At 75.4% G+C, this 14,222-nt stretch carries 10 protein-coding genes; 8 read left to right on the forward strand and 2 right to left on the reverse strand.

Annotated features, from left to right (window positions below; genetic code table 11):
• The first annotated feature begins 369 nt into the window (after positions 1 to 369).
• From A4V12_RS04630 to A4V12_RS04650, 5 genes are all read left to right on the forward strand, one after another.
• Positions 370 to 783: a TOBE domain-containing protein gene (locus A4V12_RS04630; RefSeq protein ID WP_064067909.1), complete on the forward strand. Its 414-nt coding sequence runs from the start codon at positions 370 to 372 to the stop codon at positions 781 to 783.
• A gap of 116 nt (positions 784 to 899) precedes the next feature.
• Positions 900 to 1,700, forward strand: coding sequence for a molybdate ABC transporter substrate-binding protein (modA, locus tag A4V12_RS04635; RefSeq protein ID WP_064067910.1), 801 nt, complete (start codon positions 900 to 902; stop codon positions 1,698 to 1,700).
• A 290-nt stretch (positions 1,701 to 1,990) separates the two neighbouring features.
• Positions 1,991 to 3,937 carry an ABC transporter permease gene (locus A4V12_RS04640; protein ID WP_064067911.1) on the forward strand — a complete coding sequence of 649 codons (1,947 nt, stop codon included), beginning with the start codon at positions 1,991 to 1,993 and terminating at the stop codon, positions 3,935 to 3,937.
• Positions 3,938 to 4,178: 241 nt separating this feature from the next.
• Positions 4,179 to 5,078 carry an endonuclease/exonuclease/phosphatase family protein gene (locus A4V12_RS04645; protein ID WP_423564183.1) on the forward strand — a complete coding sequence of 300 codons (900 nt, stop codon included), beginning with the start codon at positions 4,179 to 4,181 and terminating at the stop codon, positions 5,076 to 5,078.
• A 198-nt stretch (positions 5,079 to 5,276) separates the two neighbouring features.
• Positions 5,277 to 6,170, forward strand: a complete 894-nt coding sequence (locus A4V12_RS04650) for an SDR family oxidoreductase (RefSeq protein WP_064067912.1) — start codon at positions 5,277 to 5,279, stop codon at positions 6,168 to 6,170.
• Positions 6,171 to 6,290: 120 nt separating this feature from the next.
• Here the strand turns inward: A4V12_RS04650 and A4V12_RS04655 are convergent, their stop codons facing one another.
• Together A4V12_RS04655 and A4V12_RS04660 are read right to left on the reverse strand one after the other, a co-directional pair.
• Positions 6,291 to 7,523 carry a cytochrome P450 gene (locus A4V12_RS04655; protein ID WP_064067913.1) on the reverse strand — a complete coding sequence of 411 codons (1,233 nt, stop codon included), beginning with the start codon at positions 7,521 to 7,523 and terminating at the stop codon, positions 6,291 to 6,293.
• Positions 7,524 to 7,534: 11 nt separating this feature from the next.
• Positions 7,535 to 11,011, reverse strand: coding sequence for an amino acid adenylation domain-containing protein (locus A4V12_RS04660; protein ID WP_079136808.1), 3,477 nt, complete (start codon positions 11,009 to 11,011; stop codon positions 7,535 to 7,537).
• 297 nt (positions 11,012 to 11,308) lie between these two features.
• Here A4V12_RS04660 and A4V12_RS04665 point away from each other — a divergent pair, with 297 nt between their 5' ends.
• From A4V12_RS04665 to A4V12_RS04675, 3 genes are all read left to right on the forward strand, one after another.
• Positions 11,309 to 11,695 (forward strand): hypothetical protein, encoded by a 387-nt coding sequence (locus A4V12_RS04665; protein WP_064067915.1) that lies wholly within the window; start codon positions 11,309 to 11,311, stop codon positions 11,693 to 11,695.
• Between the two features lie 260 nt (positions 11,696 to 11,955).
• Positions 11,956 to 12,960 carry a 2-hydroxyacid dehydrogenase gene (locus A4V12_RS04670; RefSeq protein ID WP_064067916.1) on the forward strand — a complete coding sequence of 335 codons (1,005 nt, stop codon included), beginning with the start codon at positions 11,956 to 11,958 and terminating at the stop codon, positions 12,958 to 12,960.
• Positions 12,961 to 13,238: 278 nt separating this feature from the next.
• Positions 13,239 to 14,153, forward strand: a complete 915-nt coding sequence (locus tag A4V12_RS04675) for an AurF N-oxygenase family protein (RefSeq protein WP_064067917.1) — start codon at positions 13,239 to 13,241, stop codon at positions 14,151 to 14,153.
• The last annotated feature ends 69 nt before the right edge of the window (positions 14,154 to 14,222 follow it).

The following is a 14,222-nucleotide window of genomic DNA, read 5'->3' on the forward strand; positions in this document are numbered from 1 at the left end:
GGCGTACGCGTAGAAACCGCGGGAGCACCGGCGCTCCGGCGCGCCGTCTCCCGTACTCATGGACCATGAGTCTCGACGCGCCCCCCTGGTTCCCGGAACGAGGCAAGCCGGACAACCTTTTTGACCGGCCGTCAGTACCGGCCGGGCAGGGCGCGGATCGGAAGCGAAGCCTCCGGGGCACGGTCACCGGACCGGCGTACGCCACGGCCGGGCGGCCGGGGGTTCCCGCCCGCCTCCGGGGCGGGCCGGGGCGGGGCCGCACCGGCCGGGGAACCCGTATTCGTCGCTTCCGCCCAGGGAGCCGCATCTGCCATGGAGGAAGCCGCAGACAATTGCAGATGCGGGCTCGGGGGGCCTAGCGTGGCGCACATGCAGTCCTACACTATTGGCCAGGCCGCACGGCTTCTGGGCGTCAGCCCCGACACCGCGCGCCGCTGGGCGGACGCCGGCCGGATCGCGACACACCGCGACGAAGCGGGCCGCCGTCTCATCGACGGACGGGACCTCGCCGCCTTCTCGATCGAGATCGCCCAGAGCTCCGCGGCCGCCCAGGGCGGTCAGGGAGAGGAGGACGGGCCCTACACCACCGCCCGCAACGCCTTCCCCGGCATCGTCACCGCCGTGAAACTCGGCGACGTCGCGGCCCAGGTCGAGATCCAGGCCGGGCCGCACCGACTCGTCTCCCTGCTCACCCGCGAGGCCGTCGAGGAACTGGGGTTGGAGGTCGGCATGCGGGCCACCGCCCGCGTGAAGTCCACGAACGTGCACATCGACCGCGTCTGACCCGCGTCCTCCGCCCGGCACCGGCCGCGTCGGCGCCCACCGTCCCCGGCACCGCGCACCTCACCCCGCCCGGGGCCCTCGCCCCGGCGCGCACCACACACCCAGGAGTCGACCCGATGCCCCCGACCCCCACCCGCCGCGCCGCGACCGCCGTCCTGGCCGCCGCCCTGCTGGCGCCCCTGGCCGCGTGCGCCGGCGACGGCGGGACGGGCGCCGCCCCGGCGCCCCGGAGCGCCGGCTCCGCCGCCCCGCCGGCGGACCTCACCGTCCTGGCCGCCGCCTCGCTCACCAATGTGTTCAGGACGGCGGGCGCCGCGTACGAGAAGTCCCGCCCGGGAACCCGGATCACCTTCTCCTTCGCCGGCTCGCAGGAACTGGTCGCCCAGGTCAGGCAGGGCGTCCCGGCCGACGCCCTGGTCACCGCCGACACCAGGAGCATGGACCTCGTGAAGGAGGACGCCGGAACGCCCACCGTCATCGCGAAGAACCGGCTCGTCATCGCCACCGCCGAGGGCAACCCCCGGAAGATCGCCACGCTGAAGGACCTCGGCGACCCGCGGCTCAAGGTGGTCCTCGCCGCCCCGGAGGTGCCGGCCGGCAAGTACAGCAGGAAGATCCTCGACGCCCAGAAGGTCGCGGTCGAGCCGGTGTCCCAGGAGCCCAGCGTCCGCGCCGTCCTCAGCAAGGTGGAACTCGGCGAGGCCGACGCGGGGCTCGTCTACCGGACGGACGCCGCCACCGCCGCCGGCAAGGTGGACGCCGTCACGATCCCCGACGCGCAGAACGCCGTCGCCGAGTACCCCGCCGCCGCGCTGAAGGGTTCCGCGCACGCGGAGGCCGCCGACGCGTTCGTCGCCTGGCTCTCCGGCCCCGAGGCGCAGAAGATCTTCAAGGAAGCGGGCTTCCAGCAGCCCTGACCCGTACACCCCCGCAGGCCCCCGACGCCTCCCGAAAACGCCCCGCACCCCCGACCGAGCACCGAGCACACCGAGCACCGACGACCGACGACCGACGACCGAGCACCGAGGGCCGCACGGTCCCGGACCGCGCAGCCCAGGACCGGACGACCACGCACCGAGGACCCGACCGAGAACCGAGATCCGGCCGGGGTCCGGTCCAGGTCCGAGGTCCGGTCAAGGTCCGCTCAAGGTCCGGTCAAGGCCCGGTCCGAGGCCGGTCCGAGGTCCGAGGCTCCGACAGGACACCGATGAGACGCCTCGCCCCACGCACCCCCGTCGCCCTGGCCCTGCCCGCGCTCGCGGCCGTGGCCTTCCTGCTGCTCCCGCTCGTCGGTGTGCTCTCCCGCACCTCCTGGGGCGATGTCGGCGCGCACCTCGGCACCCCGGAGGCCGTCGAGGCGCTGAAGCTCTCCCTCGTCGTGTCCTTCTGGTCCCTGGGCCTGTCCCTGCTGCTGGGCGTACCCCTCGCCTGGCTGCTGGCCCGGGTGTCCTTCCCCGGCAAGGCGCTGGTCCGGTCGCTCGTCCTGCTGCCCATGGTGCTGCCGCCCACGGTGGGCGGGGTCGCGCTGCTCCTCGCGTTCGGGCGCCGCGGCGTCCTCGGACCCTGGCTGGAGGACTGGTTCGGCGTCACCCTGCCGTTCCACACCTCCGGCGCGGTCGTCGCCGCCACGTTCGTCGCCATGCCGTTCCTCGTCATCACCCTGGAGGGCGCGCTCGCCGGGCTCGACCGGCGGTACGAGGAGACCGCCGCGTCACTCGGCGCGTCACCGTTCCGCGTCTTCCGCACCGTGACCCTGCCGATCGTCGCGCCAGGACTCGTGGCGGGCGCCGCGCTGACGTGGGCACGCGCCCTCGGCGAGTTCGGCGCCACCATCACCTTCGCCGGCAACCTGCCCGGCAGGACGCAGACGCTGCCCCTCCAGGTCTACCTCCTCCTCCAGGAGCAGCCGGAGGCCGCCACGTCCGTGTCCCTGCTGCTGCTCGCCGTCGCGATGGCGGTCCTCGTCGCCCTGCGCGGCCGCTGGTCGGCGGCTCCGCGCGGACACGCCCCGGCGGCCACGGGCCGTCGCCCCGGCGCCGACGCCCGTACCGGCGCCGACGACCGCACCGCCCCACCGCTGCCCGAGCCGGCCGCGGACGTCCCCGGAGACTCCGGCAGGTGGGCCCTGCACGCCGAGGTCACCGGGTTCGCCGACCTGGTCCTGGAAGCCCCGCCCGGTACCACCGTCGCCGTCGTCGGCCCCAACGGCGCCGGAAAGACGACCCTCCTGCGCGCACTGCTCGCCCTGACCGACCGCGCCCACGCCCGGCTGGCGCTCGGCGGCACCGACGTCACCGGCCTCCCGCCGCACCGGCGCGCAGTCGCCTGGGTCCCGCAGGACGGCGCCCTGTTCCCGCACCTCACCGCGCTGGCCAACACCGCCTACGGACCACGCGCCCACGGCGTACCGCGCGGCGAGGCGGCGAAGGACGCCCAGCGCTGGCTCGACCGCCTCGGTGTCGGCCACCTCGCCCACCGCCGCCCCGCCCAGCTGTCCGGCGGGCAGGCCCAGCGCGTCGCCCTGGCCCGGGCCCTCGCCACCCGCCCCCGGCTGCTGCTCCTGGACGAACCGCTCGCCGCGCTCGACCAGACCACCCGTGGACACGTCCGCCACACCCTGCGCCGTCACCTCGACGGCTTCGGCGGCGTCTGCCTGATCGTCACCCACGACCCGGTGGAGGCCGTCTCGCTCGCCGACCGCGTCCTCGTCCTGGAGGCCGGCCGGGCGCTCCAGTACGCCTCCCCGGCCGAGGTGACCCGGCACCCGCGCTCCCCGTGGGTCGCCCGCATGCTCGGCCGCAACGCCTGGCCGGGGACCGCCACGGCCGACGGTCTCGCGCCCTCGGACGGCACCACCACCGTCGTGGCCGCCGAACCCCTCCCCGTGGGCACCGACGCCCTCGCGATCATCGCCCCCGAGGCGGTGTCCCTCCACCGCGACAGACCGACCGGCAGCCCGCGCAACGTCTGGCCCGGAACCGTACGGGAGATCACGGCGGTCGGCAGCCGGATGCGGGTGCTGGTCACCTCCGACGAGGCCCCCGACCTGGTCGCCGAGATCACCCCGGCGGCGGCCGCGGACCTGGGACTGGCCGACGGCGCCGCGGTGTTCACGGGCGTCAAGGCGACCGAGGTCGCCCTCGTGCCCCGCTAGGGCGCTTCGCCTCGCTGTGCTGTCGACCCCCGGGGGGGGCGTGCCGGGCGCGCACACGGCCCGCGAGAGCGTTGGCCTGCCGGAATACTGTCGCCCTGCGGGAACCCGCGGGTGCGCGGGGGCGTCCTCGTCGGGGATGGAGAACGACACCCGCCGGGGGACCCCGGAGCCACAGGCACACGGCCGCCCCGTGGCCGGCGCGGACGCGCGAACCCGTCCGGCCCGGCGCCGGCCGGGCCGGGTGCCGGCCGTGCTCGCCGCGGCGGCCGCCTGCCTGCTGGCCTTCCCCGGCGCGGTGCCGAACACGGTCGGGCGGCTCGGCAGCCTCCTGGAGACGTTCCTGCCCTGGCTGGGGCTCGTCGTCCCCGTCCTGCTGGTCGTCGCCCGGGCGCGGCGTTCCGCCGTCGTGATGCTGATGCTGCTCCCGGCGGCCTGCCTGTGGCTCGGCCGGTACGGCGGGGCCCCGGCGGCCGGCGGGGCCCCGGCGTACGACATCACGGTCGTCCAGCACAACGTCAGCGACGAGAACAGCGACCCGGAGGGCACCGCGAGGACCCTGCGGGACGCCCGGCCGCAGCTGATCGCCCTCCAGGAGCTCACCCGGGCCGCCCTTCCCGCCTACCGGGCGGCGCTGGCGCCCGGCCACCCGCACCACGCGGTGCACGGCACGGTCGGGCTGTGGTCGGCCTACCCGCTCAGGGACGTCCGGCCGCTGGACATCCGGCCTCCCGGGTTCGGCACCGACTGGAACCGCGGACTGCGCGCGACCGCCGTGACCCCGTACGGGGAGGTCGCCGTGCTCGTCGCCCATCTGCCCTCCGTGCGCATCGGACCCACCGGCCTCCGCTCCGGCCCCCGGGACGCCGGCGCCGCGCTGCTCGGAGGGGCGATCGCCGCGGAACCGGCCGGCCGGGTGATCGTCCTCGGCGACCTGAACGGCACGGTCGAGGACCGCGGGCTGGCCCCCGTCACCGACCGCCTGGGCCCGGCCCCGGCACCGCTCGCGTTCAGCTGGCCGGCCGCGCTGCCGCTTGCCCGCATCGACCAGGTCCTCGCGCGCACGGCGGCCGTCGTCGGCATCAGCACCCTGCCCCGCACCGGCAGCGACCACCTGCCCGTCGCCGCCCGCATCCGCATGTGAAGCGGTCCGCCGAGGGCCACCGAGGGCCGCCGCGGCCCGCCGGCCGGCCGCGAGGGGACGACCGTCCCGCTGCGCGCGCGCCCCTGGCGTGCGCCATGGCGCCCCTTCCCGCGAGGGTCACCAGAGCCCTTCGTGCCGGACCATGGGGCGGGCCCGGACGGGCGCGGGTGGCTGGGCGCGGGACGCGACGGAGGGCGAATGGTGAGACGTTGGCTGGTGACAGGGTGCTCCTCGGGACTGGGGCGGGCGTTGGCCGCGGCGGCGGCCCGTGCGGGACACGACGTGGCGGCGACCGCGCGCAAGACCGCCGATCTGGACGACCTGGTCGCTGCCTGGCCGGGACGCGTCCTTCCGATTCCGCTGGAACTGCGCGACGCCGCCCAGTGCGAGGAAGCGGTCCGGGTGGCCGCCGACCTGTTGGGCGGCATCGACGTCCTCGTGAACAACGCGGGAGCCGGCCTGTTCGGTGCGGTCGAGGAGGTCTCCGACGCCGAGGTGCGCGACCAGCTGGAGACCCTGGTCGTGGGACCCTGGCGGCTGGTCCGTCTGGTGCTGCCGCTCATGCGGGCCCAGGGCCACGGCCACATCGTCAACATCTCCTCGACAGCGGGTCGCATGCCGTTCCCGGGGCTGGGGGCGTACGTCACGGGCAAGCACGCCCTGGAGGGGATGAGCCGGACGCTGGCCGCGGAAGTGGCCCCGCAGGGCATCCGGGTCACCGTGATCGAGCCGGGCGGCTTCGCCACCCGCTACGGCGCGTCCCTCGCCGAATCGGGCCGTCGGCTCTCCGCGTACTCCACGGTGACCGCCGAGACCTTGCGCGGTGTGCGCGGCATGGCGGAGAACCCCGACATGGGGCGGCCCGAGGACTGCGCCGCCCAGGTGCTCGGCATCGTCGGCGCCGACGGACCCGCCCCGCTGCGCATCCCGATCGGTGACGACGCCTACGCCTCCCTGGAAGCGGTGGAACAGGCCTCACGCGAGGAACTCGCCGCCGCCCGCGCTCTGACGCGGAGCACGCCACCACGGCCTTCTGCGACTCCGCCGCCGGCACAGGGCCACGGCCCGGAGCTGCCGGGTTCCGGCGGGTGACCGACTCGTCCGCGGCACGGAACGGTCCGGCGGCGCCCGTCAGGCCGGGCTCGGGGAAGAACGGGTCGCCCGTTCCCCAGGTGATGAGTGGACCTCGTCCTTCGGCGACCGGTTCGTGGGTCAGGCGGCCACCAGGGCGACCGGCAGGGTGTCGTAGGCGGCGACGAAGTTCGACGCGCGGCGGGCCGGGGCGCCCCGTACGAGGATCCGGTCCACCCGCGCCAGCAGCGCCCCGAACACGAGGCGCAGCTGGGTGCGCGCGAGGGCGGCGCCCATGCAGAAGTGCCGGCCGCTGGTGAACGACAGGTGCGGGTTGGCCGCGCGGTCGGCCCGGAAGGCGTCCGCGTCGGGGAACACGTCCGCGTCACGGTTGGCGGACGGCAGCCACAGGCACAGCAGCTCGCCCGCCTCCAGGGCCGTCCCGCTCAGCACCGTCGGGCGCGTCACCGTCCGTACCAGGTGCAGCGGCGGGGTCGTGTGGCGGAGGACCTCCTCGATCGCCCGGTCCAGGTGCTCGGGGTGAGCCCGGAGCCATTGCCACTGCTCGGGGTGGCGGGCGAAGGCCTCCACGCCCGCGGCCGTCGCGTTCCTGGTGGTCTCGTTGCCCCCGATGGCCAGGTTGAGGCAGTTGAGGAGGACCTCCTCCCCGGTGAGCCGGTCGCCGTCGACGTCCGCCTCCAGCAGCCGCCGCACCAGTCCGCCGGGGGTGAGGCGGTCCTCGTCCTCGACGAGCCCCGCCAGGTGCGTGAGCAGTTGTCCGTTGGCCGTCGTCGTCGACCGGCGACGGGCCGCCAGGTCGCCCGCCGCCGGGTCGTGTTCCGTGAGCGAGCCGCACACGGCACGGCTGGCGAGCTCGGACAGGGGCCGCCACTCGGGCTCCGGCAGGCCGAGCAGCAGGCCGGTCGCCGCGGCCGGCACCCGTGCGCCGACCGCCGCCACGAAGTCGGTCTCCCCGTCCCGTACCGCCCGCTCCACCCACCGGTCGACGTGTCCCCGCAGCACACCGTCCATCGCGCCCGCCGCCGACCGGGTCAGTCCGCCGCTGACCAGCCGCCGCAGCCGCTGGTGGCGCGGCGGGTCGGTCAGCTCGATCATGCGCCCGGCCGCCGCGTCCCGTTCACCGAGCGCGGTGTCCAGGGTCATGCCCCACTCGGAGCTGAACGTGGCCGAGTCGCGCAGCACCGCGTCGACGTGCGCGTACCGGGTGACCGAGTGGAACCCGGGCGCGTCCCGCCGGTCCTGGAAGTGCAGTGTGTCTTGGCGCCGCAGCGCGGCCCACACGTCGTGGGGCGGCCGCGGCAGGAAGGTGCGGGGGTCCGTCAGGTCGGGGACGGTCACGGGAAGGGTGGGCATCGGTCGTCCTCTCACGAGCCGGCGGTGGCGGGCGCGGGCAGGAAGCCGGAGGCGTGGAAGTAGCGGATGTACCGGTCCAGGAGCCGCGCGTCGACCGGCGGGCAGGCCAGCCCGCTCCCGGCGAGGTCCGCCTCGAGACGCGCGCGGCCCAGCCGGGGGGCGTGCCCGGTGGTGGACAGCTCCTCGACCGTGAGACCCCCGGCGGCGGCCTCGGTGGTGAACAGCTCGGCGAACGGGCCGAAGGGGTGCGACGGGCGCTCCGCCAGATGCGCCACCATGGCGTCGATCCACTCCCGGTACGCGACCGTGCGGATCGGGTGCCCGTGCGCCCTGAGCCGGTCCACCATCGCGTCGAGCGCGGCGGGGCGCGGGTTGGTCAGGTGGTACGTCTGCCCCGTCGCCGCGCGGTGCGTGGCGAGGTGGACGACGGCCCCCGCGACGAAGTCGGCCGGGACCAGGTCCAGGGGGAGGGCCAGGTCCGGTGCCGATCCCAGTTCGGTGATGATCCGGAAGAACTCGCACAGCGCCGCACCGCTGTTCCAGGTGTGACCGGTCGTGTCGCCGGACACCTCGTGCGGCCGGTGGACGGCGACGGGCAGCCCCGTCCGGCCCGCGCCCCGCACGACCTCCTCGGCGACCCACTTGCTCTCGGTGTAGCCCATGGACAGCAGCTCGACGTGGTCCAGCGGCGTCTCCTCGTCGACCTCCCGCACCCCCGCCGCGCCCATGCCGTGCACCACCGCCACGGTGGACACGTGGTGCAGCGGCACCGCCCGGCGGGCGGCCAGCGCGATGACCTCCCGGGTGCCGTACACGTTGGCGGCGCGCAGCTTCTCGTACGGGTAGAGGAAGTTGACCTCGGCGCCGCAGTGGAGGACGAGGTCGGCGCCGCCGGCCTGCTCCTCCCAGTCGCGGCCGGCCAGCCCGAGGCGAGGCAGCGTGAGGTCCCCGACGAGCGGCCGCACCCGGTGCGCGGGCAGCGGCCGTGCGATGCCGTGACGGGTCTGGGCCCGGGCGAGCCGTTCCTCGGCGTGCCCGGGGTCCCGGGCGCGGACCAGCGCGTGGACCACCGCGTCCGTGCGGTCGAGCACCTGCCGCAGCAGGTGGGCGCCGACGAACCCGGTGGCGCCGGTCAGGAACACGTGCGGGGGCGCCCGCCACACCGGGCGGGGGTCCGCGCCGGTCACCGGCGGCACGTCCCACCGCAGGTCGGGCCGCCAGCGGTCCACGGCGGCCGCGCCCCGGTCCGCCCCGGAGGCCCGGGCCGCGTCCGCTCCGGAGGCGCCGGCGGCGGGCGCGGGGCCGCCGGCGGCGGGCGCCGGGGTGCCGACGGCGCGGGCGTCCGTTCCCCGGGCGCTCACGGCCTCGGATCCCGTCGTGACGATCAGGGCGTGGGGGTCGGCCGGGGCGTCGACGGCGTCCGCGTCCGCGGTGCTGACGGTGTCCCGCACGGCGGTGGTGAACGCCTTCACCGTCGGTTCGGCCAGCAGCCTCGTCACCAGGTCGTAGCCGTGCCGCTGACCGAGGCCGAGGCGCTGACGTACGCGCGCCACCAGCCGAACGGCCAGCAGCGAACTGCCGCCGCACACGAAGAAGTCGTCGTCCGGCTCCGCCCGGCCGAGCGGCAGGACCGCCGCCCACGCCTCCGCCACCACCCCGGCCACCGACCCCCGCTCGTGCCGCTCCCGGGCGGTGACCGGCACCTCGGCCGGACCGGGCACCTCGGCCGGACCGGGCACCTCGGCCGGACCGGGCACCTCGGCCGGACCGGGCAGCGCGGCGCGGTCGACCTTGCCGCTCGGAGCCAGCGGCAGCCGGTCGAGCACCGTGACGGTCGCCGGGAGCATGAAGGAGGGCAGTTCCTCGGCGAGGAACGCCCGCACCTCCTGCGCGGTGGGGGAGCGGCCGGGGACGCGTGGGGTCACATAGGCGTGCAGGGAGCGGCCGGAGCCGTCGTCGTCGCGGGCCACGACGACGGCGTCCGCGACCTCCGGCCGGCGGGTCAGCGCGGCGCGGACCTCCTCCAGTTCGACCCGGAAGCCGCGCACCTTGACCTGGTCGTCGCGGCGTTCGCAGAACTCGATCACCCCGTCGGAGCGGCGACGGACGAAGTCACCGCTGCGGTAGACGCGCGGCCGCCCGCCGCCGGTGCGGACGCCGGGACCCGCGAGGGGGGCCGAGGCGGACTCCGGGCGCAGGGAGAGGAAGCGCTGCGCGGTCGCGTCCGGGTCGTTGAGGTAGCCGCCCGCGAGCGCGCCGCCGCCGATGTACAGTTCGCCCACCTCGCCGGTCGCCGCGGGCGTCCCGTCCTCCCGCAGGACGTGGACGACGGTGTCGGCGATCGGACGGCCGACGGGGACGCACGTCGCGTCCGCCGGTAGGTGCGTCACCTCGTGGGCGAGCGCGACGCACGCCGCCTCGGTCGGTCCGTAGGCGTTGACCAGGTGGCGCGGCCTGCCCAGTTCGAGGACCCGCCGGGCCGCGTCCGGCCGCAGCGCCTCGCCGCCCGTCACCACGTACCGGAGCCCGGCGAACGTCTCCGGCCGCTCCCGCGCGACCATGTGGAACACGCTGGTGGTCAGGAACAGGACGGTGACGCCCTCGTCCGTGACGAGCCGGTGCAGCGCGTGCGGCGCCAGCAGCACCTCGGAGGGCGCCGGCACCAGGCAGGCGCCGTTCAGCAGCGCCGGCCACATCTCCAGCACCGAGGCGTCGAACGAGAGCGCCGCCGTGTGCAGCACCCGGTCCTCCGGGCGGACGTCCAGGAAACCGTTGGCCAGCGCCAGCCTCACCACCCCGCGCTGCGGAACGGCGACCGCCCTCGGCCTTCCGGTCGTGCCGGAGGTGAACATCACGTACGCGGGTGCCTCGGGACCCCGCCCCGCGCCCGGCAGCGGCACCCCGCCACGCCCCTCGGCACCGGAGCCGCCGGCGCGCAGCACGGCGGCGTACTCCAGCACCCGCACCGCACCGGGACCCGCACCCGCCCCGCCGTCCGCATCCGGACCCGCACCGGGAACCGCCCACGCCCCGTGTTCCGCACCCCGACCCGCCCACGCCCCGCCGTCCGCGCCCGGCAGCCGTACGACCACCGCCGCCCCGGCGTCCTCCAGCATGCCGCGCAGCCGCCCGCCGGGCAGGGACGCGTCCAGCGGTAGGTAGGGCGTGCCCGCGTAGGCCGCCCCCAGGATCGCGGCGCAGGACTCCGGGCCCCGCCGCCCCATGATGCCGACGACATCCCCGGCGCCCACCCCGGCCGCGGCCAGCCCGCGCGCGAACCGCTCGGCGAGCGAGGCCAGTTCGGCGTACGTGAGCCGTGCGTCCCGCCCGGCCACCGCGCACCGCTCCGGGTGCCGGCGCGCCCGTTCCGCGAAGAGCTCCGCCGGCGACCGCTCGTAGGGCCGGGTGCCGCCGCCGGTTCCCACCGGTGCCCCGGCGCCGGGACGCCCGTACGTGTCGGCGGCTCGTGCAGCACTGTCCGGACTCATCCGACCGCTCCCCTCCCGGCAGCCTCCGCCGGCCCGCCGCGTCTGGTTCCGCCCCGCTCGTGAGCGAGGCGATCGTACGGTCGCCGGCCGGCGCCGCGGGGAGCGGCAAGAGGCCGCGACGGCACGTCGGAGGGGGTCCGGGCGTGGCGGAGCAGGGGCGGTGAGCGGGAGAACGCGTGTGGTTCCCGTGCGGACTTTCGCAGGTCCCCGGTCCGGGGCGGTCCCGCCGCCCGCCACGTGATCGTTCCTGGCTAGGGTGGAGCGGCCCCCACAGGACCGACACCGCAGAGGTACGACATGAGGAAACTCCCCTACGCCCGGGCCGCAGTGGCGACGGCGGGCGCGTTCGCGCTCATCGCGGCGGGCAGCGGCACCGCCTCCGCCGCCGACACGACGCTGCGACTCTCCCGCAGCGGCCACACGATCGGCACGATGACCCACCTCGACCCGGACCCGGACACCTTCCGCGTCTGCGACACGCGCGCGGACGGCCACGGGGTCACCGGCAAGCTCTACATGTACATGGCCGGCTGGCAGTTGAAGGAGACCAAGCAGGACGGCGGGGACGCCGGTTGCGGCTCCTTCGACTACAACGTGGTGCCCTACGCCGCCAAGTACCTGATGAAGCTGTGCTGGAACGGCCCCGGTGACGTGTGCGTCACCAAGGAGTTCACCGAGGACTGAAGTCGGCCCGGCGGGCCGGACCCCCGTTCCCCGGGGGCCCGGCCCGCCGGCGTTCGCGGCCGTCGCCCCACGGGGCACCGGCCGGCCCGCGCCCGGGCCCGGCCCGCCGGCCTCCCGTTCCGCGCCGCGGCGAGGCGGCCGCTCGCCCGGGCGGGGGACACGCCGGACGCCTTCCGCAGCGGCGGACCGCCTCCGCGGTCGCCCACAATGCCGGTGTGGGTCCGGTCGGCCCGGTGTCGTGGCGGAAGCGAGGTCGTGGCGTGGAGATCCTGGCGTTCGAGGTGCAGAGCGACGAACAGCCCCTGCTGGAACGGGCCCTGGCGGGCCGCTGCGCGGTGCGCTGCGCGGTGCGCTGCCTGGAGATGTTCCTCGACGAGGACACGGCCCCGCTGGCCGCCGGCCACGAAGTGGTGTCCACCGGTGTCAACGCCCGGCTGGACGCCACGGTCCTGCGTCGCCTGGCCGACGGGGGGACGCGGATGATCGCCCAGCGCTCCACCGGCTACAACAACATCGACCTCGCCGCGGCCGGCGAGGCGGGCATCACCGTGGCCAGGGTCGCCCACTACTCGCCCTACGCCGTGGCCGAGTACGCCTGGGCCCTCGCCCTCGCGGTGAACCGCCGGACCGTACGGGCGGCCAACCGGTCACGGGAGTTCGACTTCCGCCTCACCGGGCTCATGGGGCGCGACATCCACGGCATGACGGTCGGTGTGGTCGGCACGGGGCAGATCGGCACGGTCTTCGCGCGCATCGCCCAGGGCTTCGGCTGCGAACTGCTCGGCCGTGACGTGGTGGAGAACCCGGAGTGCCTCGCGATGGGCATGCGGTACGTGGAGCTGGACCGGCTGCTGGCCGAGGCGGACCTCATCAGCCTGCACGTCCCGCTGCTGCCGGAGACGTACCACCTGATCGACGCCCGGGCGCTCGCCCTCATGAAGGACGACGCGATCCTCGTCAACACCAGCCGCGGCGGCCTCCTCGACGCCCAGGCCCTGGTCGACGCCCTGCGTGCCGGCCGGCTCGACGGCGTCGGCCTCGACGTCTACGAGGAGGAGGCCGGGCTCTTCTACGTCGACAGGTCCGTCGGCGGCATCACCGACGACACCCTGGCCCGGCTGATGACCTTCCCCCAGGTGCTGATCAGCTCCCACCAGGGCTACTTCACGCGCACCGCGGTCGGCCAGATCGTCGACGCCACCGTACGGAACATCGACGACTACCTCGCCGGGCGCGTGAACGAGAACACCCTGGTGAGCCCGTGAGCCCGTGAGCCCGTAGCCCACAGGAATGGACCCCCCGTCCGCCGCCGTATCCCGCTCGTCGCGTCCCGCCCGGTCCCTCCGGGCGGGACGCCGCGTTTCGGGGGCGGGGCAGTCCGCGCGAGCGGGGCGGACGGGGCGAACAGGGCTCCGGAGGCGGTCATGTGGAGATTTCTACCGGGGGGTAGGCCCGACCGGTGCTCCTGCTGTACGGTCCGTCCCAACAGCTTGCTTACATCTTGTCTAATAAGGAAACGCCGCTCGATCCGAGGAGCCCCAGCATGGCAAGCAGCACCGCTCACCCGGAGACGCACGACGGGCCGCACGCCCGGGACGTCGCTCGCCGCCTGCTCGACTCGTCCGCGACGCTCTCCTACGACCCGGCCACCGAGGTCGACTGGGAAACACCGCTGGACAAGGACTTCCACGGCGCCAGCCCGGAGTGGAGCACCCTCTACGGCACCGCCTACTGGCGGGAGATGACCGACGCCCAGCGCAAGGAGCTGACCCGGCAGGAGGCCGCGTCGGTCGCCAGCACCGGCATCTGGTTCGAGATGATCCTCCAGCAGTTGGTGCTGCGGGACATCTACGCCAAGGACCCGACCCAGCCCGGCTTCCAGTGGGCCCTGACCGAGATCGCCGACGAGTGCCGGCACTCGATCATGTTCGCCCGGGGTGCCCGGAAGCTCGGGGCGCCGGCCTACCGGCCGCACCGGATCGCCGTCGAACTGGGCAGGGCCTTCAAGACGATCGCCTTCGGTGAGGCCGCCTACGCCGCCATCCTGGTGGCCGAGGAGGTTCTCGACGTCATGCAGCGCGACTGGATGAGGGACGAGCGGGTCGTGCCGTTCGTGCGCACCATCAACAACATCCATGTCGTGGAGGAGTCGCGGCACATGAAGTTCGCCCGCGAGGAGACGCGCAGGCGCCTCGCGCGCGCCGGCCGGCTCCGCCGCGAGATCCACGCCGTCGTCATCGCGATCGCGTCGTACGTCATCGTCACCAGCATGGTCAACGAGGACGTGTACGAGAACGCCGGACTCGACCGGAAGCGCGCCGTCCGGGAGGCGAGGGCCAACGAGCACCACAAGTCCCTGATGCGGTCGAGCTGCGCCGGGCTGATGGAGTTCCTGGCGTCCGCCGGCCTGCTCACCCGGCCGGCCCTCGCGTTCTACAAGCGCGCCCACCTGATCTGACCCGTCCGTCCCTCCGGCCGACGCCGCCCCACCGCGGCCGTACGCCCCCACGCCCGCCGCCGAGCCGGA

This window comes from Streptomyces noursei (genome assembly GCF_001646665.1).
Lineage (GTDB): Bacteria > Actinomycetota > Actinomycetes > Streptomycetales > Streptomycetaceae > Streptomyces > Streptomyces lavendulocolor.

Bases quoted from the DNA above. Each gene is read 5' to 3' on its own strand.
- A4V12_RS04665 (WP_064067915.1), top strand. From the start codon at position 11,309: ATGAGGAAACTCCCCTACGCCCGGGCCGCAGTGGCGACGGCGGGCGCG.
- A4V12_RS04650 (WP_064067912.1), top strand. From the start codon at position 5,277: ATGGTGAGACGTTGGCTGGTGACAGGGTGCTCCTCGGGACTGGGGCGG.
- modA (WP_064067910.1), top strand. From the start codon at position 900: ATGCCCCCGACCCCCACCCGCCGCGCCGCGACCGCCGTCCTGGCCGCC.
- A4V12_RS04655 (WP_064067913.1), bottom strand. From the start codon at position 7,523: ATGCCCACCCTTCCCGTGACCGTCCCCGACCTGACGGACCCCCGCACC.
- A4V12_RS04660 (WP_079136808.1), bottom strand. From the start codon at position 11,011: ATGAGTCCGGACAGTGCTGCACGAGCCGCCGACACGTACGGGCGTCCC.
- A4V12_RS04640 (WP_064067911.1), top strand. From the start codon at position 1,991: ATGAGACGCCTCGCCCCACGCACCCCCGTCGCCCTGGCCCTGCCCGCG.
- A4V12_RS04630 (WP_064067909.1), top strand. From the start codon at position 370: ATGCAGTCCTACACTATTGGCCAGGCCGCACGGCTTCTGGGCGTCAGC.
- A4V12_RS04675 (WP_064067917.1), top strand. From the start codon at position 13,239: ATGGCAAGCAGCACCGCTCACCCGGAGACGCACGACGGGCCGCACGCC.